Origin of the sequence: Acetobacter musti (genome assembly GCF_011516835.1) — a bacterium.
Classification (GTDB): Bacteria; Pseudomonadota; Alphaproteobacteria; order Acetobacterales; family Acetobacteraceae; genus Acetobacter; species Acetobacter musti.
Map to the genome: position 1 here is coordinate 1 of NZ_WOTB01000024.1, position 20638 is coordinate 20638.

A 20638-nucleotide genomic window follows, 5' to 3' on the forward strand; every position below is an offset into this window, starting at 1 on the left:
GCTCAGGGACCGGCGGCGGGTCGCAACCCGCTACGACAGATGCCCGACCGTCTTCTTCTCAGCCATCTGTCTCGCTGAAACCGTCATGTTCTGGCCAGGAGTCCTGAGCCTAGGGTCGATGGGACTACTTCCCTCATGGGGCGCGGGACGAAGCACCGCAAAACAGCCCTGCTGACGCGGTTGTACCAGAACCAGCTTCCTGAAAAAATGGCCGGCTTCAAAAAGACGAAGTGTTTTCTCAGGGCTTTGCCCCGAACCCCACAAAGGGACGCAGTCCCTTTGATCCCGGTTTGTTAAACATAAAGGGGTGAAGGGGTCCCGACCCCTTCCGGGTGCAGGGCAGAGTCCTGCTTCGTCTCCTGTTTGCAGAACGAGCGGAGCCTGGGACGGGCAGGAGCCGGGATTCAGGGCGGTGTCACGCGATCAGAGCCGGCTCGATCCGTCCTTCGGCATCGACCCTGAACTCGGCCTTGCCGGTGCTCAGCAGAATACGGCTGTGTTCGAGCGCACCACGGTCGGCACAGAACGTGACGCGGGTGATGCTCATCAGCGCGGCATTTTTCGTCATGCCCAGCCATCGCGCGGTTTCGTCATCCGTCTTCTGCAGGCTGATGGAGACATCGGCATGATCGATACTGAGCCGGAGATGACGCGTCAGGATAAGGGCTGAGGACATCGAGCGGGCGACGTCCCGTGAAATCAGATCGATGAATTCCGGCGGATACCAGACTTCCGTGACGGCGACGGGATTGTCATTGACCCGGAAGCCGCGACGGAGAAACAGCGCCCTGTCCTTCAGTCCCAGCGCCTGGCGAACATCCGGCGGAGGCGCCGCCTCGCCAAAGGTCAGCAGCTCCGTCTCCGGAGCCAGTCCCTGTGCCGCGAGAACATCGCCGAGAGAGTAGATCGCGCTCTGCCGTCCGTCCCGTCTGACGTCGCTGACGAAGGTGCCTCTGCCGTGACGCCGCACCACGAGTCCGCGTTCGGCGAGGTGGGAGAGAGCCTGACGCACCGTGATGCGGCTGACCGCGTACAGACGGCACAGTTCGGCTTCGGACGGCAGGCGTTCCATGAACCGGGCGTCCTGTCCGATCCGCCGGTCGATATCGGCTGCGAGCTGCAGATAGAGCGACGTCGGCGCCGTATCATCGAGGGCTGAAGCCAGCGTGTCCCCGCCTCCGGTCATCTTGTCTGTTCTCTCATTGCAAATCCGTATTGATTTTCGGGCGACGAGGTTATAGGACGACATATAACAACTCAGAACGTCCTGTGTTGAGACAGACTGCCGAAGGCGGTGTGTGTCAACTCGAAATCCATCATTCAGCAGCACCATTCAGGAACCCGGCTATGAGGCGATCATTCCTCCTGCTCACGATTCTCTCTAATGGTGTCATCCTGACAGCCGCCGACGCGGCAGACCCGGTCCACCGCACGGCTGCGGCACACCGTCGCCATACGGCAAAGCCGGCTGCGAGCGCGCCGCCCCCGCCGGCTTCATCAGCGAAACCGGCTGCCAGAACGGCGACCGGCCCGACCCGCTTCGAAGCAAAGCAGGCGGAAGCGGTGAAAATTGTCCGGCAGACCTTCGGCGGCGGGCATATGACCCCGCAGGCGGGAGTGAAAAGCGTGTCGCAGATCACACACGACTTCATTGCGAAACAGGCGCCGACGCCGAACGTATTCCGGCTGCTGTCCTCGCTGCCCGGGGCGAACGTGGCGAGCGCCGACCCCTATGGCATGGTCAGCGGCAACATGACGGTGCGCGGCATGAACAGCGACCAGATCGGGTTTACGCTGGAAGGGGCGCCGCTGAATGACATCGGATCGTATATGGCGTTTCCGACGGAATGGGTGGATTCCGAGAACCTCGATGAAGTGACGATGCAGCAGGGCTCGGCCAATCTCGATTCGCCGGTGATCGGCGCATCGGGCGGAATCACGACGATGCGGCTGATCGACCCCTCGACGAAGTTCGGCGGCACGGTGGCGGGTTCTTACGGATCTTATCACACGCATCGCGAATATGCCCGGCTGAACAGCGGTCTTATCGGCAATACGGGCATCCGGGCGTTTGTGGCGTGGTCGCATCTGGAGGAGCCGCATTTTCGCGGCAAGGGCGACGATCACAAGCAGCATGTCGATTTCAAGATGCTGAAGGACTGGGACAACGGCAGCCGGAGCACGGTGGCGCTGACCTTCGATGATTCGATGAAGGTTGCGTATCTGTCGCCATCTCTCGCGCAGTGGCAGGAATACGGACGCAAGGCGAATTATGCGGAGGATTACAAGCCGAACGATCCGACATACTGGAAACTGCATCAGAGTCCGTACCGGGTTCTGATTCTGAGCGCGCCGCAGAAGATTGTGATCAACCGGCATCTTGGTTTTGATTTCACACCGTATTTCTACTGGAATTCCGGAACCATCGCATCCTCTTCGGTGGTGAATGAGAGCGCGGTGTATTCCGGCACGCAGAAATATCAGATCGATCTGAACCATAACGGCGTGATCGGGGACAAGGTTCTGATGTATACGGGCATTGGCACGCCCTATGTTTACCGCCCCGGTCTTGTCTCGAAAATGCATTACACGTTCGGGAACCATACGATCGTGTTCGGTGACTGGTTCGACTGGTCGCGCGAGCGGAACGTGACGGCGTATTCAGCGATCGGCGCGAATGGCGGCCCGCAGAATGTATGGGGCTATAAGGACGATATCACACTGCCCAACGGACAGCGGCTTGCGAACTACGACAATCTGACCGTGACGAAAGTCAATTCCCTGTTCTTCGGCGATACGTATTCGGCGATGCAGGACCGTCTGCATCTTGAGGCGGGCGTGAAGCAGACGATGGTGAACCGCAAGGCGTATAACTATCTGCCGGGGGCGCAGTATGAGAGCGGAAACAACTCATCGGTAACGACGCCCAATCTTGGCGGGCGCTATCGTTTTGACGATCATCACCAGATTTTCGGCAGTGTATCGACGAATTTCCGGACGCCGACGCTGAACACGCTCTATGACACGTACAGCGCGAGCACGGGGGCGGTGACGACACAGGCCAATCCTGGCCAGAAGACGGAATATTCGATCGAGGAAGAGATCGGCTACCGTTATCAGGACAGCGTTCTGAGCGGATCGGTAACGTTCTTCAATTACAACTTCACGAACCGTCAGGTTTCCACACAGGTTATCATCAATAACGCGCAGGTGACGCAGAACATCAACGCGGGCGGCCAGACCACGCGCGGCGTGGATGTCGAGCTTGGCACGCGGCCGTGGCATCACATCTCGGCTTATGTTTCTGCCGAATATCTGAATGCGCGGATCGACAGCAACTATCAGGTCGGCGCGGATTATCTGCCGACGAAGGGTAAGCAGGCGGTGCGCAGCCCGAACGTGCAGGCCTCCGTCGGGATGGATTATGATGACGGGACGTTCTTCGCCGGATTCCAGGTGAAGTATGTCGGACGGCAGTTCTCGACATTCATGAACGATCAGGCGATGCCCGGTTATGTCAATGCCGATATGAATTTCGGCTACCGGGCGCCGAAGGTCTGGCGGACGCGGCCGGAGTTCCGCCTGAACCTTCTGAATGTGGGCGACAACAAGTATCTTTCCGGACCGGCGGGTATTGCGGCATCATCGCGGGCCACGAGAGGGATTTACGGGACGATGATCGCAGCAACAGGAACACCGACCTATTATGTCGCCGGCGGGTTCGCCGCCATGATTACCGGCAGCGTCGGGTTCTGAGGCGTTGGGAAAAGCCGTTGCCGGGCTGGACCGGTTTTTCGGGCTCAGCCGCGCGGGAACGACCGCCGGGCGTGAGGTCATCGCAGGGCTGACGACATTCGCGGCGATGGTCTACTGCGTCGCGGTCAATCCGATGATTCTGGCGGCGGCGGGCATGGACCGGGCCAGCGTGCTCACCGCGACCTGCCTGATCGCGATTTTTTCGACCGGCATGGTCGGGCTTCTCGCCAATCTGCCGCTGGGTCTTGCGCCGGCAATGGGGTCCAACGTGATTTTCGCGTGGGTTCTCGTCGTGCAGATGCAGGTGCCCTGGCCTGCCGCGCTGGCGGTCGTGTCGCTCACGGGCATGATTTTTCTGATTCTCACGCTGACGAAGGTTCGTGAGAAAATAGCGCATGAACTGCCGGACCCGTTGCGGGTCGGTATCCAGATCGCAGTGGGTCTGGTGATCATGTTCATCGGCATGCGCAATGCCGGTTTTGTGGTGGCGAGCAAGACGACGTTCATCACCATGGGCTCTCTCAGCAATCCGGGCGTTATTCTGACGCTGATCGGCTTTATCCTGACACCCGTGCTTGCCGCGCGGCGCATTCCCGGTGCGCTGATCATTTCCATCGTGACCATGACCGTCATCGGCCTGTTCGTGCCGGATGGTCATGGCGGGACGATCACGCACTGGCCGGACCGCCTGGCCGCCCTTCCTGTCTGGCCGCGCGAGACGGCATTCAGACTTGATTTCGCCTATATCGGCCATCACCTGGTCTATCTGCTGCCGATGATTTTCTTCTTTCTCTGCACGGAGCTTTTCGGGACGCTGGCGAATCTTCTGGGGGTTGTGAGCGCGGCGGGTCTTCTGGGAAAGACGGGCGCCATTCCCAGAGCGACCGAAGTTTTCGCCACGGACGCGATCGGCACGATCGTGGGACCGGTGCTCGGCACGGCGGTCGTTACGGTTTATTCCGAGTCCGTCACTGGTGTTCAGGCGGGAGGCAGGACAGGACTGACGGCTCTGGTCATCGCGGCCGGATTTGTCGTGTCCCTGTTCCTCTGGCCGCTTTTCATGATCATTCCGCCGCAGGCGACGGCTCCGGCGCTGCTGATGGTGGGCATGCTGATGTTCGGCGGCATCGGACGGCTGGATCTGTCCGATCAGACCCAGACGGTCCCGGCCATTCTCACCTTCATGGTGGCTCTGCTGACGAGCAACCTGATCAACGGCATGGCGCTCGGCACATTCAGCTATGTCGTGATGGCGCTGGTGTCGGGACGCGGGCGTCGTATTTCACCGGTGCTCTGGGTGCTCTGTATCGTTTTCGTTCTGTTTTTCATCGTTTCCGCCCATCTTCGCTGAAGGTTGTTCCATGCCCGCTGCCATGTTCCCCGTTCTGCGCAGGTTCTCCAGGCTTGCCGTTCTTGCCGCCGGCGCAGTGGCCGCCCTGGCGGGGCCTGTGCTGATGCGGCCTGCGGGAGCCGCGCAGCCTGAGCAGCAGCTCGTGATTATGGATAATGATTTTTACGGTCCGGGCGGGACGAACATGCAGTCGGTGATTCCGCTGCTCGGCGCTCCGGGCGTGAAAATGCTCGGTTTCACCGTCACGGTCGGGGATGGCTGGGAGAACGCCGAGGTCGCGCATCTGCTGCGGCTTCTTGAGATTGCCGGCGTGCGTGACGTGCCTGTGGTTCCCGGAGCGACGCTGCCGCTGGTCAATTCAAAACCACGGCTGCTGGCATGGGAAAAAGCGAATGGCGTGATGCCCTGGAAGGGCGCGTGGAAAAAGGACGCCCCGGACACGCAGCCGGCCGTGCCGCCGCTGAAGGAGGGGGAGCCGGCGCTCAGGCCGTCGACAGAGACGGCGGCGCTGTTTCTGATCCGGCAGGTTCACGCGCATCCGCATCAGGTGACGATCATCGCCGGCGGCCCGATGACGAATCTCGCGCTGGCGATCCGGCTCGATCCTGAATTTGCCGGACTGTGCAGGCAGCTTGTGTTCATGGGTGGCATTGTCGACGGCAATCTCGGTCAGGTGACCGACAATGCCGATTACTACACGGACTTCAACCTGATGTTCGATCCGGAAGCGGCCGACATCACCCTCACCGCTCCTTTCCCGAAGATCATGTCCGTTGGGGGCGTGGCGAATCCGCTGCGGATGACGCAGGACATTCTGACGCGTTCTACGAAGGCCGCGACTCCGCTTTCGGCTTATCTGAAGCAGTATTTCAAGCCACAGCCCATGTGGGATGAACTGGCCGCCGCGATTGTCGTCGATCCGCAGATCGTGAAAACGACGGTGCCGGCCTATATGGACGTGGACCTGGCACACGGGCCAAATCACGGTTATGCCCATGTGTGGCCGGAGAAAACGCGGCCGCATATGGGTGAGCGGTCCGTGGAAATTGTGACGGGCGTTGACGCTGACCGGTTCTACTCTGACTTTGCAGCCGCTGCAGGGAGACTGACGCCATGAGTGCTTCATCGGAAGATAATGCGTCCCGGACGACCGGCGAACCCGACCTGAACGACCGCGCCCTGCGGGACAGAGCCGTTCTTGCCGCGCGTGGCAAGGCGCCGTTCGATGTGCTGCTTTCGGGCGGCGTGGTCGCGGATGTGGTGACGGGCGAACTGCGTGAGGCGGATGTCGGTCTGGTCGGCGCGATGATTGCGAGTGTTCATCCCCGCGGCGCCCGGAGCGATGCCGGGCGGGTGCTGGCGCTGGCGGGCGCGGTGATCGCGCCGGGGCTGATCGACACGCATCTGCATATTGAAAGCTCGATGATCACGCCGCGCTCCTATGCGGGAGTGGTGGTGCCGCAGGGAACGACGACGATCTGCTGGGACCCGCATGAACTTGGAAATGTTTCCGGGCTTGACGGGGTGCGCTGGGCGGTTGAGGCGGCGCGGGGACTGCCGCTGCGTATTCTCATCGAGGCGCCGTCCTGTGTGCCATCGGCGCCGGGGCTGGAACGGTGCGGCGCGGATTTCCGGGCTGACGCGATGGCGGAGATGCTGTCCTGGCCGGAGATTATCGGCGTGGCCGAAGTCATGGACATGCGTGGCGTGCTGGAGCGCAGCCCGCGCATGAGCGGCATTGTTCAGGCGGGTCTCGAATCCGGCAAGCTGGTCTGCGGGCATGCACGGGGTCTGGAAGGACCGGCGCTGCAGGGTTTTGTCGCGGGTGGCATCGAATCCGATCATGAACTGACGGACCGGCATGACATCCTCTCCAAGCTCCGGGCGGGCATGACGATCGAGCTTCGGGTCTCGCATGAACCGGTGCTGCCTGAGGCTGTCGCCGCGTTCCGCGAAATCGGGCGTGTGCCGCAGACCGTCACGCTCTGCACGGATGATATTTTCCCCGATGATCTGGTGAAGCAGGGCGGCATGGTCCATCTGCTGCGCCGCCTGGTGCATTACGGCATGGACGGGCTGGAGGCGCTGCGCTGTGCGACGCTGAACGCGGCGCAGCGGATCGGCCGCCGCGATCTCGGTCTTGTCGCGCCGGGCCGGCGGGCGGATCTGGTGGTGTTCGATAATCTGGAAACATTCGGCGTGCGCCAGGTGTTTGTCTCCGGCATCCATGCGGCCAGCGACGGCGATCTTCACATCGCCATGCGACCCGATACGGCGGCGCCCCCCGGCGGGACGATGCGTCTGACATCCGTGTCGGCCTCGCAGTTCCTCATTCCCGCTTCCGGCGCACACGCCATGATCCGGACGGTCTCGAAACCACGCTTCACACAGTGGGGCACGCGTGAGGTCGCGGTGCGTGACGGGCATGTCGTGATTCCCGCCGACGCGGCGCTGATGGCGGTGTTCAACCGTTATGGTGCGTCTGCGGAGCCTGGTCTTGGTGTGATCGAAGGGTGGGGCGAATGGACCGGGGCCATTGCCACCACGGTCCTGCATGACAGTCATAATCTGGCGGTTTACGGGCGTGATCCGGACGATATGGCACTGGCCGCGAACACGCTGATCGCCTCCGGAGGCGGCATGGTGGTGACGCGCGGGGGCAGGATTCTGGCGGAACTGCCGCTGCCGGTGTGCGGGCTTCTCTCGACGGACGATCCGCAGGATGTCGCCCGTCAGTTTGTCGCGGTGCGGGAGGCGGCGGCGTCCGTCTCTACCTGGGATGGCGTGCCGGTCATGATCAAGCTGATCATCGGTGCGAGCCTGGCCTGCAATGCGGGGCCGCATGTCACAGATCTTGGCATCACCGATGGCATGACAGGCGAGATCGTCACTGACTGCGTTCTGGCGTCCTGAGTGTGGATGCGGGCATGGAGAGCGCGATGGAATTCCCGCACGATGTGATCGGCATGCGCCGGGCGCTGCATCGTTTTCCGGAGCGTGGATTCCTTGAATATCGCACGGCGTCCTGCGTCGCGGAGCGTCTGGCGGAACTCGGTTATACGCTTCGGGTCGGCCCTGAGGTGATGCGGACGGAGGCGATGCTGGCCCCTCCCTCGACGGCGGAGGTGATGGCGGCGCAGAAAGCGGCTCTGGCGGCCGGAGCTCTTCCGAAATGGATCGAGCGGATGCCGGGCGGACAGACGGCCGTGGTTGCCGAGATGCGGCGCGGTACGGGGCCGGTCATCGCGCTGCGTTTCGATATGGATGCGTTGCCTGTCGGGGAAATCACGGGTCCGGATCATTTTCCGGCCCGCAATGGCTTCGCGTCCGCCTGTCCGGGAACGATGCATGCCTGTGGCCATGACGGGCACACGGCGATCGGCCTCGCCGTTGCGGCGGCCCTTGCCTTACCCGCTTCGTCCTGGAAGGGGACGCTCCGGCTGATCTTCCAGCCTGCGGAAGAAGGCGGCCGTGGTGCGCTTCCCCTTGTGGAAGCGGGGGTCGTTGACGATGTCGATCTGTTTTTCACCGGGCATCTGGGCTGTCTGTTGCCGTCCGGTCAGATTGCGCTGGCGGCCTGCGGCTTTCTGTGGGCGGTGAAGCAGGATGTCATCTTTCGCGGGACTCCGGCGCATGCCGCGATGGCGCCGCAGAAAGGGCGGAACGCGCTGCTGGCTGCCGCGTCGGCGACCATGGCGCTGTATGCGATGCCGCGGGACGGCAACGGGGTCACGCATGTCAATGTCGGGACGCTCCGGGCCGGTACGGCGCGAAATGTTGTGCCCTCCACGGCTGTTATGGAAATCGAATATCGCGGCGAGACGGAAGAGATCCTGGAGACTCTGGCGAGGAAAGCCGGAAATATCCTGCGGGGCGCAGCGCAGATGCAGGATGTCGAAGTGGAGACGATCCTGCGCGGCCGGACCATCGGGGCTGTTTCCGATCCGGAGATCAGGCAGCGCGTGGCTGAGGCCGCCCGGAAAGCCGGAGTGGAAACCGTTATCGATGAATGGCCGATCGGTGGCGGAGATGATGCGACTTATCTGATGCGGCGCGTTCAGGAACGTGGCGGACATGCCGGTTACTGCCTGATCGGCGCGGATCTGGCGGGAGGGCATCATGCCGATAATTTTGACTTTGACGAAAATGCATTGCCCGTAGCCGTAAAACTGTTCACCGCTCTGGCCGAAGCGGCATGAGCACGCTCTCCTTCTGGCAGGACTTTGCCCGGCACCGCGCTCCGGGGCCACCTTACCGGACGCGGTATACTGTCGAAGCCGGCCGTCATTTACTGGATCTTCCGCTGCGCCCGCTGCCGGATGGCACGCACGCCGTGGCGTCTTTTCTTGCGAACCATGCGTCCTTTACGGTTCTTGACGTCATTGTCGACATCATGACGGAACAGGCCCGTGCGTTTGCTCCGGATGTCATTGTCGCGCTGCCGACGCTCGGGCTGTCGGTCGGCCCCGGTGTCGCCCGCGGCTGCGGGCACACACGGATCGTTCCGCTCGGGACGTCCCGGAAATTCTGGTATGACGATGCGCTGTCCGTCCCTCTGCGCTCGATCACCAGTCCCGGTGGCGGAAAACGTCTTTATCTGGACCCCAATCTTCTCGAACTGCTTCAGGGGCGGCGCATTCTTGTTATCGACGATGTCGTAAGCACCGGGGCGTCTCTCGCGGCGGCACTTGAATTGCTGGAGCATGCGGGATGCCCGGCTCAGGCGGCGGCCTGCGTGATGCGGCAGACACGCCAGTGGATGCAGGTCGTCGGGGTCCCGGTCAGTTCCGTGTTCCGGACGCCGCTTTTCAGCCGCGTGCCGGAGGGATGGATCGCTGTCGAGGGGACAATGCCGCCGTGAAAAGGCAGTTCGGATACTTTGCCGATACAGGAGCTGCAGAATGCCGGTTTTCCGGGGCTTTGCCCCGGGCCCCACAAAGGGACGCGGTCCCTTTGATCCCGGTTTGTTAAACTTAAAAACGTGTTTGTATGATGTTTCTTTTCCGGCTTACCGGGCAGAGTTTTGTTCCAGCCAGGACCAGAGAGCACTTCACGATAAATCCTGGAAAACAAAAGTTTTTGGGCGCCGCCTTTTTTCAAAAAGGCGGCATACCCTGAATCCGCATAACCCATCCACATTGCTGCAGAAGCGGATCAGGCACGTGGTTCCGATACGAACAGCGCCTCGTAGATTTCGGGACTGAATCCGACTGTGATTGTTCCTGTGTCCAGAACAGGACGTTTTATCATTGAGGGGTTCGCCAGCATCAGGGTGATCGCCTTCTTTTCTGTCAGACCGGTCCGGTCCGTTTCCGGAAGTTTGCGAAATGTTGTGCCGGCGCGGTTAAGGAGTTTTTCCCAGCCAACCTGCCGCACCCAGTCCCCGAGGCGATCAGGATCGATACCGGCTTTTTTGTAGTCATGAAATGTGTAGGCGATCCCTTTCCTGTCAAGCCAGGAAAAGGCTTTTTTCATCGTGTCACAGGATTTGATTCCGTAAATCACAACCGGCATTGTTCCTGAATCCTTTATCATTACCCGCCATGTCCCGAAGCAGTTTTCCGAACAGCTGTATGTTCTGTAAACATGATGCGGTCTGGGCAATACTGCAACCAGGCAGGAGGCGCATGCTTCTGCATCCCTCTTTCTGGTATTTGCACAGGGTACAGATGCAGACGCGGGGGCCTTTAGGGGCTTTGTCCCGAACCCCACAAAGGGGCGCGGCCCCTTTGATCCCAGTTTGTTAAAATAAAGAGGTGCAGGGCAAGCTCCTGCTGTGTCTCCGGTTTGCAAAACGCATAAATAAAACAGGATCAAAAGGGGCCGTGCCCCTTTGCGGGTTTCAGGGCGGAACCCTGAGAAAAATGCCGGCGAGAAGACTTTAAGAGACTGCCTCAAAGCCTTCTCGCGAAAACTCCTTTAAATCATAAAGAAATTTTTGGTGAAGCTTTTGGAAAAAGGTGACACTCAAAAACTTTTATTATTTTTTATCAAAGGTTTGTCGTACGTTGCACTTTTAATCCGGCTGAAGAGACCAGATGGGTGAGACATAAAAAATATAACATCATCAGTTTGTTATGAACGGTTTTGTTCCTTTGAAGTTTTTGAAACAGTCTCTGAAAGACGCTATCCAGACAGGAGACAATCACTGCGGCACCAGGACGTCGGACGCATTACCCGTCAGCCGAAATATCCATGCTGTCTGACTTACGGATATTGGAAAATTTCAGATCTGGTAAGAATTCATTCTCAACAGAGACTTACTCTGAAATATAATCCCGGCCAGAAGAATGACGATGCTGCCCCAGAACAGGATTTCGATCGCTTCTATGTGGAGCGGCGCATAGGAGAACGTAATGACGGAATGGCCGGGAGGAAGCGGAATTGTCTGTTTCAGCCCACCGGCATCTGTTCCGACCGGATGCGGCGTGCCGTTAATCGTGGCGGTCCAGTCGGGGAAAAAGAGTTCGTTCCGCACCAGTGTGGTGGCCATGCCGCATTCGGCGACGAGCTGTGTCCGGCTGGCAGGCGTGAGGGTGCATCCGGGAGCGGTGAAGTAATCGGCAGCATGCGGGAGCTGTTCGATCACGAAATGCGGGTCTTCGTAAATCTTTCTGTGTTCTTCAGGAGAGAGATCGAATTCCGCAACAATCAGAGGAACGGGCCCGGAACTGCCGGGAGTGTGGGATGACCACATCCACAGAGCGACCGGGCTGGTGACATCGGTTGTCCAGATTTTCCATGTCAGATCGGATTCGTCCATTCCGACAACGAGAGGTTTCTGCAGGGTGAGCCATGTCACGCGATTATCCGCGGCGCTGGCGAGTGCCCCGTCGGCCTGAGCGCAGCCATTTCGGGCGCAGACGGAGAGATGAAGCGTTCCGCGGGCTGTGTTTACATAAGTTCCAAGCCCGGCACCGACTTTCCGGATCGTCGTGCCATGGAGAATTTCGGAGTGAAGCTGTCCCTCGACGGGATCTCTTCCGAGATTATATGGCATTTTGTCATCACCTGAGATGGGCGTCCCCACCCCGTCCCGCCAGATGTTCAGGCCCTGCGCGTAAACGGCGAAACCGACATTATGGTCTTCGAGCCAGCGGAAAGCCGACCGGACGGAAACGGGCTGAACGGTGGTCTTCCAGCTTTCGAAAGATGTATTATCGGAGTCTTTACTGCAGAAGCGTCCGAGCCCCTGCAACTGGCTGTCGGAGTCCGTGTGATCGCAGGTCCGAAAGACGTTCCTGTCCAGTTCTTCGGTAAAATATTCCGGTGACGGCAGATAGTTATAATTGATGGTCGCGATTCCGTAGAACGCGCCATAATTCGCCGGGAAGCCCCGGAAAGTGATGGCTCTGTGAAACCTGGTCATTTTTCTCAGGGTTTCAATCGCGGTCGTATCCGGATTTCCCGCGCGTGCTCCGGTGAGGGTCGGGATAAAAAACAGAACGATCGTGCTGGTAAGAAGTGTTACGGCGACCAGACGCTGTCTGCCACGATACAGCCCGTATGCGAGTGCGAGGCAGATCAGAATGCCCCAGGCGACGGAAAGCGACGGATACCAGAAATAGCCCGGATGAGGGAGCATCGCGCGCACAACGTGGCGGGACTGGATGAGGACGATGATGCCCAGGGTGGCAACGACCGAAACAGCAGCGAGGACAGTCCTGGCGGGAACGCGGCCGAGCCGGCGCAGATCTTCCATTGCAAGAGCGGCGAGAAGACTGAGGGCGAACCACCATCCCGGCACGACATAGACGTAGAACATGGTCTGTCTGATGCCCGGAATCAGATCCAGCAGGCGGCTTACCGGGAGGAAGCCAATGGCTTTCAGTCCGGTAACGACGCAATATCCGAAAAGAAGACAGCGCAGGCCGGGCCAGAGCGAGGGATCGCGGGTGTAGGCGGCGTCATGCGTTCGCAGAATGGCGACCAGGGCTGCGAAGACGAGGGCGATGTCGCAATAGCCGCCTGTATGCCACCAGAGATCGACGAGATTCGCGAGACCGGAGAAGACGGCATAGAGCGGTGGTCCGAGCAGATAGGGGAAGAGCAGCATTCCGGCGCCGGATCGCAGGAGATGAGCGTCATGAAAATTCTGGTTCTGGCCCAGGAATGAAAGAGGCAGCGCTTCGGCGAAAGGAATCCATGCCGGGGCGCTGAGAGCCAGGCCGAGAAGACCGCCGCCAGCGATACGACGAACCGCGACCGGCCAGGATTTTCCCGTTGTGATGACGCGCCAGATGGCGATCACCAGGACGAGCAGACCGTTCATATAGGCTGTCTCGGGAAAGCCGGCGAAGAGGGAACCGGCGAGCGCGAGAGCTACGAGCGCCCATCCGCCTAGGATGCCATCTTCCGCCATGCGGCAGCAGCGCATGACGCCCCAGAGGAGCATGGGAAGAAACGGGAGCGGCATGATCGGCCCGTGCGCGAACCAGGCGAGCGTCCCGCTGAATTCATCAAGCAGGGCGGCGGTGGTCGCAGCGAGGATGGAAAGACGCATTTCGCGGGCGAGGCCGAACATGGCGAGACCGGTGGCGATCTGAACCGCGATCTTGAGATACAGAAGACCGTTTTTAAAAATCAGCAGCAGGATAAACGGAAAAAACAGAGCGGAACTCTGCATCTCGGCGGCAAGCGGCATGCCCATACCGGAATATGTATCCCACCAGGGGATATGACCTGACAGCCATTGCCGCGCGGCCAGAGCGCCGAGAGCCTCGGTGGTGGCGCCCGCATTCGGATCGACCCATCCGGGGCTTCCGTCGAGGATCTGACGAGGCTGCTCACCAAACCGCACGAAAAGATGCAGAGGATCAGGGGATAAAATACCAGAAAGACCCAGGGCATGAACAAGAACAGGAAGAAGAATGATCAGACAAAAAGCAGCATTGTCAGACCAGATTTTGTTCAACCGCATTCCGCAGCCCCTGCTCCTGCACGGACAATTACCGGAACCCGACATCCGGTCTGTTTCGATTTTGTGGGATTTATATAACCTGCTGGCAGCCGTCAGACGAGAAGCAGGTCTTCAGGAACTCTGCTACCCTTATAAAGGAACATGGTCCTGCTGATCCGGATTTATTCAATAAAATGAAGGACAGGAGGTCGCGCCTCCTGCCGGGAACGGGGCTGGCCCCGTGAGCAGGGTCATCCGCCCTGCTCCGCCGGAATACCAGAGGCATCCCGGCCTCAGATAACCTTACAGGCTGGCCGGAATCTTCCCGCCATTCTCTGCCAGTTTCTGGCGCACTTCCTTGATCAGCCACACGTTCATCGTGGCCGAATCATTCATGTCACCTGTGTAGTGCAGCTCCGTCGCCAGCTGCTTCCGGGCGTCCAGCGAGCTGTCGAGGTTCAGCAGCTTCAGAAGATCGACAATGGACTCCTTCCAGTTCAGCTGCTGGCCGGCTTTTGCCGCCAGACCAGACAGAACAGCGTCCACATCAACCGGAGCCGCAACAGGAGCCGATGGCGGCGTGGCAGCGGCAGGCGCCGTCACACCGGCGGGCTTGCCATCAGCAGCGGCGGCAGAAGACACCTCGGCTGAAGGTGTCGCCGCGCTGGCGTGGCCGAAAATCGCGGAAACGATTTTTCCGAAAATGCTCATAAAACGTCTTTCCTTCCGACTTCAGACCCGATCAGGCGACGCTGCGGAACGCAGCGCCACCCCGCGGATCTCTCAGTAGCGGTATTCTTCGTGCTTGAACGGACCGCTGACCGGCACACCGATATAATCGGCCTGCTTCTGACTAAGTTTCGTCAGCTGTGCGCCGACCTTCGCCAGGTGCAGGGCTGCCACCTTCTCATCAAGCTTCTTCGGCAGCGTGTAAACCTTCGCCTCGTACTGCCCCGGCTTCGCCGTCCACAGCTCGATCTGCGCCAGTGTCTGGTTGGTGAAGGACGCGGACATCACGAAGGACGGATGCCCCGTCGCATTGCCCAGGTTCACCAGACGGCCTTCGGAGAGAATGATCAGGCGCTTGTCGTCCGGGAACACAACCTCATCGACCTGCGGCTTCACATTGTCCCATTTGAAATTACGCAGCGCACCGATCTGAATTTCGGAATCGAAATGCCCGATATTACAGACAATGGCGCGGTGCTTCATCTCGCGCATATGGTCGAGTGTAATGACATCCACATTGCCTGTCGCCGTGACGAAGATGTCGCCGCGCGGGGCGGCCTCTTCCATCGTGACGACCTCATAGCCTTCCATCGCCGCCTGCAGCGCGCAGATCGGATCGGCCTCGGTCACCAGAACGCGGCAGCCGGCATTGCGCAGCGAAGCCGCCGAGCCCTTGCCCACATCGCCATATCCCGCGACCACGGCGACCTTGCCCGCCATCATCACATCGGTGCCGCGACGGATCGCATCCACCAGGCTCTCGCGGCAGCCATACAGATTGTCAAATTTCGACTTCGTGACGCTGTCGTTGACGTTGATGGCCGGAACCTTCAGCTCACCTTTTTTCTGCATCTCCCAGAGGCGATGCACACCCGTCGTCGTCTCCTCCGACAGACCCTTCACCTCATTCAGCATTTCGGGATACTTGTCGTGCATCAGCACGGTCAGATCGCCGCCATCGTCGAGGATCATGTTCGGCGTCCAGCCATCCGGCCCTTTGACCGTCTGCTCGATGCACCACCAGAACTCATCCTCGGTCAGGCCTTTCCAGGCGAAAACCGGAATGCCCGCCGCCGCGATCGCCGCCGCCGCCTGATCCTGGGTCGAGAAGATGTTGCACGATGACCAGCGTACCGTCGCGCCCAGCGCGATCAGCGTCTCGATCAGCACAGCCGTCTGAATCGTCATATGCAGGCATCCGGCGATCCGCGCGCCCTTCAGCGGCTGGCTCGCACCGTATTCCTCGCGCAGCGCCATCAGGCCAGGCATCTCGCCCTCGGCGATTGAGATCTCCTTGCGACCCCAGTCGGCAAGAGAGATGTCTTTCACCTTATAGTCGTTGCTCGTGCTCATCTTTGCCCCGTTTCAGAAGAAGGTGGCTCTCTATACAGGCTGTACCGCGTCCAGGCCACCCGAAACGCCAGTCCCCCGAAAAACGTCCCCAACCTCGTAAAGACGCACGGAGAGGCTGTCCCGCCGGGCTCTGCCCGGGCCCGGCAAAGGTCGCAGACCTTTGCAAACCATTTTTGTTAATCAATCGGGGTGGAGGGGCCTGTGGTCCCGGCCGGGGTTCGGTGCGGAGGCCGGACTATTCTGCCAAAAGAACAGAGTGATTTTCGAACAGGTTGCACACAGCCCCCGGATTCACGACATTCCCTCTATGTGGAATGAACCTTATCTTGAAAGCTGCTGCCGGTCGGCGCTGCATCGTCTCTGTCTAGCGGGCGGGAACGGCCGGCCCCGGGACCTCCGCGACGAGCCCTGCCTGGCCCGCCTGTCCCGGAAGGGGTTCGCCTGTGTCTCCGGTGACGGCCGCTATCATGTCACGCAGGACGGGGAGCGTCGCCACGCCACTGAAATTCTCGGCAAACGAAGCGCGTAATGGCGTCCGAGAGTCCCGGCGGTTCGCGTTATTACGGGCAGCAGGCCAGAGCTGTCTGGGACACGATCGAGCTGATCGCCGCGGAACGCGGTCTTTCCGCCTCCGGGCTTGCGCGGGCGGCGGGGCTTGATCCGACGGCACTTAACCCCTCCAGACGTGTGACCTCCGACGGAAAGCTGCGGCTGCCGCGCATGGAGACGCTGCTGCATCTTCTCGACGCGGCCGGTGTGTCTTTCCAGACCTTCGCCAGCCTGCTGGACACCGGCCAGGCCATCCCCGCAGCGGCGTCCGCCCTGCATAGTTTCTCCGCGACGCCGGCCATCGCCGACGCGGCGGTCATCCGGATGATCCGGTTTTCGCGCCTGAATCAGCCAGACCTGTTCGACCGGGCCTTCCTTCCGGCAGGCCGGATCGCCGGAGACCGATGGAATGAAATCGACTCTCCGCTCAGGCGGACAGGGCCGCATGATTACGCCATTCGTCTCGACAGCGATGCATATGAACCCGTTTTTCGCCATGGCAGTCTTCTGCTGCTGGCGCCCGATGCCGCGATCCGGACCGGAGACAGGGTTCTGGTTCACGCGCCCGGACGCTCGGACAGGCCGGCACGCCAGAGAAGATCTTTTCCACCGCCGATGCTGGCGGCTGTCATGGACTGGGCTCCCGACCTGAAAACCGTCATTCCGCTGGCGGGATCGGAGAATGTCGCTCTGTCGCCTCACGACGATCAGGTTATCGCGCACAGGATTATCTGCACGACACTGTAAATGCCGGACCTGCCCCGGCCTGACGCAAGCGGCAAGCTGTATTTTCAGAGACTGCTTCAGAAGCCTTCTTGTAAAAGATACTACAAATTATCAGGGTTTTTCTGGTGAATCGTGTTTTTCAGAAAGCTTCAGGGGACGCCGCCTTTTTGGAAAAAGGCGGCACCCAAAAACTTCTGTTTTTATCAGAGTTTTATTGTCAGGTGTTCTTTGAGCCAGCTGAAGCGGACAGGAGGCCGGAACTCAAAAGCCATAACATCGTCAGTTTGTTATGAGAATTTTGTGCGTTGAAGGTTTTTGAAACAGTCTCTCAGACTGTCCGGTGTCCGGATGGCGTGGTGTCTTCCGAAAGGATTACGCCGAGGCTTTTCAGCGCATCCCAGTATCCGGGCCAGGTTTTGCCGACACAGGCCGGATCGAGAATGGTGATGCCGCCGATCCGCAGGCCGGCCAGGGCGAACGACATTGCGATGCGGTGGTCGGCATAGGTCTCGATGCGGGTCGGCAGGGTCTGACCGGCCAGAGCGGGATCGCCGGTGACGATCAGATCGTCACCGTCTTCGCGGGCAAGGCCGGGGCGGATACGGCAGAGTTCTGTGCAGACGGCGGAGATCCGGTCGCATTCCTTCACACGGAGATTACGGATGCCGGTAAACCGCACGGGTGTGATGTTAAAGGCGGCGAGAACGGCCAGGGTGGGGATGGCGTCCTGCATCTGTGAGCCGTTGATTTCGGCAGACATCTCCGGAAAGCGGACAATCTCGGCGAAAGCCTTCGCGTCGGGCTGCGTGAAGGCGTCCGGAGCCAGGCCGATATCGATCTCACCGCCGGTCAGCGCGGCGGCCGCCCAGACATAGGTGGCGGCGGAGGCATCGGGTTCGATCCTGAAATCGGTTGCGGTGTAGCGGGCGGGCTGCACGCGCCAGCTCATCGGGCCTTCCTGTTCCACGGAGGCGCCAAAGGCGCGCATGGCGGCAACCGTGAGATCGACATAGCCGCGGGCGTCGAGCCCCGTTCCCCGGAGGGAGACGGCGACCGGTGCGTCGGCCTTACCGGCGGCCATCAGGATGGCGGAAACATACTGGCTGGACAGACCGGCATCGATGGTGACTTTGCCTCCGGCGAGATGGCTGGTTCCCCGCACCGTGACCGGAGGGCAGCCGGTAGGAGCGGAGGCGTCAACACCAAGAGCGCCCAGCGCGTCGAGCAGAGGAGCGATCGGCCGTTTCTGCATGTGCCTGTCGCCGTCCAGCACGACCGGGCCAGGAACATAAGCCGCGACGGCGGTCAGGAACCGGACGGCGGTGCCGGCATTGCCGAGAAACAGGGGGGCTGGCGGGACGGCGAGGGAACCGTTCCCTCTGACCACGAAGCTGGTAGCGGTTGGTTCGTCGATTTCCACGCCCATCTGACGCAGAGCGGTGGCCATGTGCCGCGTGTCGTCACTTTTCAGGGCGCCGGTCAGATGGCTCGTGCCGTCGGCCAGCGCCGCCAGCAGCAGGGCGCGGTTGGTGATGGATTTCGATCCCGGCAGTTCGACGGCGCCCCGGAGAGGCTGCGTCGGCGGTGTGATGCGGAGTGCGGGAACGGCGGCCATTGGAACCCTCTGCCTGTTTCGATGGAGAGACCGCATCTAGAGCAGATCGGGAGCGGAGGGAAATACGGCCTCAGGTCAGCCCAGATGGTCCCGTCCCGGCCATCTGCCTGCCTCAGCCAGACTCAGAAAGCCCGTCATGGTAAGTATTTGATAAAAACAACAAAAGTTTTTGGGTGCCGCCTTTCTGAAGAAAGGCGGCGTCTTCTGAAGCTTTCTGAAAAAAAAGCTTCACCAGAAACTTCTTTGTAATTTACAGCGGGTTTCAGGATTTAGTCATGAACCCCGCTGTTCGCGACATCAGTCTTCGTCGGTTTCGCTGTCCGGACCGGTCATCATGGCCTCGGCGACAACACCGGCCTGCTCGCGCACCCGCTGCTCGATCGCGTGCGCCATTTCCGGGTGCTCACGCAGGTAGTTCTTCGCGTTCTCGCGCCCCTGCCCGATCCGCTGGCTGTCGCATGAGAACCATGCGCCGGACTTCTCGACGATGCCGGCTTTCACGCCGAGATCAACAAGCTCGCCCATCTTGCTGATGCCCTCGCCATACATGATGTCGAACTCGACCTGCCGGAACGGGGGCGCCATCTTGTTCTTCACCACCTTGACGCGGGTCTGGTTGCCGACAACCTCGTCCTTGTCCTTGATCGCGCCGATCCGGCGAATGTCCAGACGCACCGAGGCATAGAATTTCAGCGCGTTACCACCGGTCGTCGTCTCCGGATTGCCGAACATGACACCGATCTTCAGACGAATCTGGTTGAGGAAGATCAGCAGCGTATTCGAGCGTGAGACCGTTCCGGTCAGCTTGCGCAGGGCCTGGCTCATCAGACGCGCGTGCAGCCCGACATGGCTGTCACCCATATCGCCTTCAAGCTCGGCGCGCGGCACCAGAGCCGCGACACTGTCCACCACCAGCACGTCGACCGCGCCGGAACGGACCAGCGTATCGGCGATCTCCAGAGCCTGCTCACCGGCATCCGGCTGGCTGATCAGCAGATCGTCGACATTCACGCCGAGCTTGCGGGCATAACCGGGATCGAGCGCATGCTCGGCGTCGATGAAAGCGCAGGTGCCGCCCTTTTTCTGGGCCTCGGCAATCGCATGCAGCGCGAGCGTCGTCTTGCCAGAACTTTCCGGTCCATAAATCTCAACAATACGTCCGCGCGGCAGGCCACCGATTCCGAGCGCGATATCGAGCCCTAGCGAGCCGGTGGAGATACAGTCCGCCTGCTCCTTCGGCCGCTGACCGAGGCGCATGATCGATCCCTTACCGAACGACCGCTCGATCTGACTCAGCGCTCCTTCGAGCGCTTTTGACTTGTCCATTTCCATTCCCCGAATCCCGATTTCCACCGCTGGTCTCCCATGGAGCGCAAACAGCGACGGCGTTTCGGGCGTGAAAGCCGCACTTGTCGCTGATTCTGTCACAGCCTGAGCCTTTCCGGCAATGAGGCGGAGCCGGAATTCGTACCGGACCGCTCTTTTCTGTTCCGTGATAACCGCAGAAAACCGGGTTTCGGACCGGTCGCGGCATGAAGCGTAAACGATCTGTTAATAATTCGTTCGCTTTTGTTCTTTTTAGAACAAAAGGGGAACATGTGCAATCGGAATCCTACGCCCGCATGATTTTTCAGAAGATCGGAAACAGGAACAACGATAT

At 60.3% G+C, this 20638-nt stretch carries 16 protein-coding genes and 1 pseudogene; 10 read left to right on the plus strand and 7 right to left on the minus strand.

Translation table 11 applies throughout. From position 1 onward, the window contains the following. A pseudogene (locus tag GOB93_RS15315) lies at positions 1–94 on the plus strand (IS5/IS1182 family transposase); the annotation flags it as partial. Positions 95–415: 321 nt separating this feature from the next. On the opposite strand, the gene GOB93_RS15320 reads toward GOB93_RS15315, so the two are convergent. Next, the gene (locus GOB93_RS15320) at positions 416–1186 is read right to left on the minus strand and encodes a GntR family transcriptional regulator (RefSeq protein ID WP_173584383.1); all 771 of its coding nucleotides are present in this window, start codon (positions 1184–1186) and stop codon (positions 416–418) included. A 161-nt stretch (positions 1187–1347) separates the two neighbouring features. On the opposite strand from GOB93_RS15320, the gene GOB93_RS15325 reads away from it, so the two are divergent. Genes GOB93_RS15325 through GOB93_RS15350 form a run of 6 tightly spaced genes read left to right on the plus strand, consistent with a single transcriptional unit; the run spans position 1348 to position 9968 of the window. Further along, a complete protein-coding gene (locus tag GOB93_RS15325; RefSeq protein WP_173584384.1) occupies positions 1348–3756 on the plus strand; it encodes a TonB-dependent receptor in 2409 nt (802 codons plus the stop codon). 4 nt (positions 3757–3760) lie between these two features. Then, the gene (locus tag GOB93_RS15330) at positions 3761–5107 is read left to right on the plus strand and encodes an NCS2 family permease (protein WP_173584385.1); all 1347 of its coding nucleotides are present in this window, start codon (positions 3761–3763) and stop codon (positions 5105–5107) included. Positions 5108–5117: 10 nt separating this feature from the next. Further along, on the plus strand, positions 5118–6224 hold the full coding sequence (locus GOB93_RS15335) for a nucleoside hydrolase (RefSeq protein WP_242010826.1): 1107 nt from the start codon (positions 5118–5120) through the stop codon (positions 6222–6224). After that, on the plus strand, positions 6221–8020 hold the full coding sequence (locus GOB93_RS15340) for an adenine deaminase (RefSeq protein ID WP_173584386.1): 1800 nt from the start codon (positions 6221–6223) through the stop codon (positions 8018–8020). Before GOB93_RS15335 ends, GOB93_RS15340 begins: the two co-directional genes overlap by 4 nt. Positions 8021–8034: 14 nt before the next feature. Next, a complete protein-coding gene (locus tag GOB93_RS15345; protein WP_242010827.1) occupies positions 8035–9306 on the plus strand; it encodes an amidohydrolase in 1272 nt (423 codons plus the stop codon). Next, positions 9303–9968: a phosphoribosyltransferase gene (locus GOB93_RS15350; RefSeq protein WP_173584387.1), complete on the plus strand. Its 666-nt coding sequence runs from the start codon at positions 9303–9305 to the stop codon at positions 9966–9968. Before GOB93_RS15345 ends, GOB93_RS15350 begins: the two co-directional genes overlap by 4 nt. A 293-nt stretch (positions 9969–10261) precedes the next feature. On the opposite strand, the gene GOB93_RS15355 is transcribed toward GOB93_RS15350, so the two are convergent. From GOB93_RS15355 to ahcY, 4 genes are all read right to left on the minus strand, one after another. Then, the gene (locus GOB93_RS15355; RefSeq protein ID WP_173584417.1) at positions 10262–10621 is read right to left on the minus strand and encodes an arsenate reductase; all 360 of its coding nucleotides are present in this window, start codon (positions 10619–10621) and stop codon (positions 10262–10264) included. A gap of 712 nt (positions 10622–11333) precedes the next feature. Further along, on the minus strand, positions 11334–14027 hold the full coding sequence (locus GOB93_RS15360; protein WP_173584388.1) for a hypothetical protein: 2694 nt from the start codon (positions 14025–14027) through the stop codon (positions 11334–11336). 282 nt (positions 14028–14309) lie between these two features. After that, positions 14310–14717, minus strand: a complete 408-nt coding sequence (locus GOB93_RS15365; protein WP_173584389.1) for a DUF3597 domain-containing protein — start codon at positions 14715–14717, stop codon at positions 14310–14312. Positions 14718–14789: 72 nt separating this feature from the next. Continuing rightward, a complete protein-coding gene (gene ahcY, locus GOB93_RS15370; RefSeq protein WP_173584390.1) occupies positions 14790–16088 on the minus strand; it encodes an adenosylhomocysteinase in 1299 nt (432 codons plus the stop codon). 307 nt (positions 16089–16395) lie between these two features. On the opposite strand from ahcY, the gene GOB93_RS15375 reads away from it, so the two are divergent. From GOB93_RS15375 to GOB93_RS15385, 3 genes are all read left to right on the plus strand, one after another. Further along, the gene (locus GOB93_RS15375; protein WP_173584391.1) at positions 16396–16617 is read left to right on the plus strand and encodes a hypothetical protein; all 222 of its coding nucleotides are present in this window, start codon (positions 16396–16398) and stop codon (positions 16615–16617) included. Then, entirely contained in the window at positions 16617–17384 is a 768-nt protein-coding gene (locus GOB93_RS15380; protein ID WP_173584392.1) for a helix-turn-helix transcriptional regulator, read from the plus strand. The genes GOB93_RS15375 and GOB93_RS15380 overlap by 1 nt, the downstream gene beginning before the upstream one ends. A gap of 104 nt (positions 17385–17488) precedes the next feature. Further along, positions 17489–17656 (plus strand): hypothetical protein, encoded by a 168-nt coding sequence (locus GOB93_RS15385; protein ID WP_173584393.1) that lies wholly within the window; start codon positions 17489–17491, stop codon positions 17654–17656. Between the two features lie 35 nt (positions 17657–17691). On the opposite strand, the gene GOB93_RS15390 is transcribed toward GOB93_RS15385, so the two are convergent. Both GOB93_RS15390 and recA read right to left on the minus strand, forming a co-directional pair. Continuing rightward, positions 17692–18978, minus strand: coding sequence for a 3-phosphoshikimate 1-carboxyvinyltransferase (locus GOB93_RS15390; RefSeq protein ID WP_173584394.1), 1287 nt, complete (start codon positions 18976–18978; stop codon positions 17692–17694). A 297-nt stretch (positions 18979–19275) separates the two neighbouring features. Then, entirely contained in the window at positions 19276–20304 is a 1029-nt protein-coding gene (recA, locus tag GOB93_RS15395; RefSeq protein ID WP_194300090.1) for a recombinase RecA, read from the minus strand. Between the last annotated feature and the right edge of the window lie 334 nt (positions 20305–20638).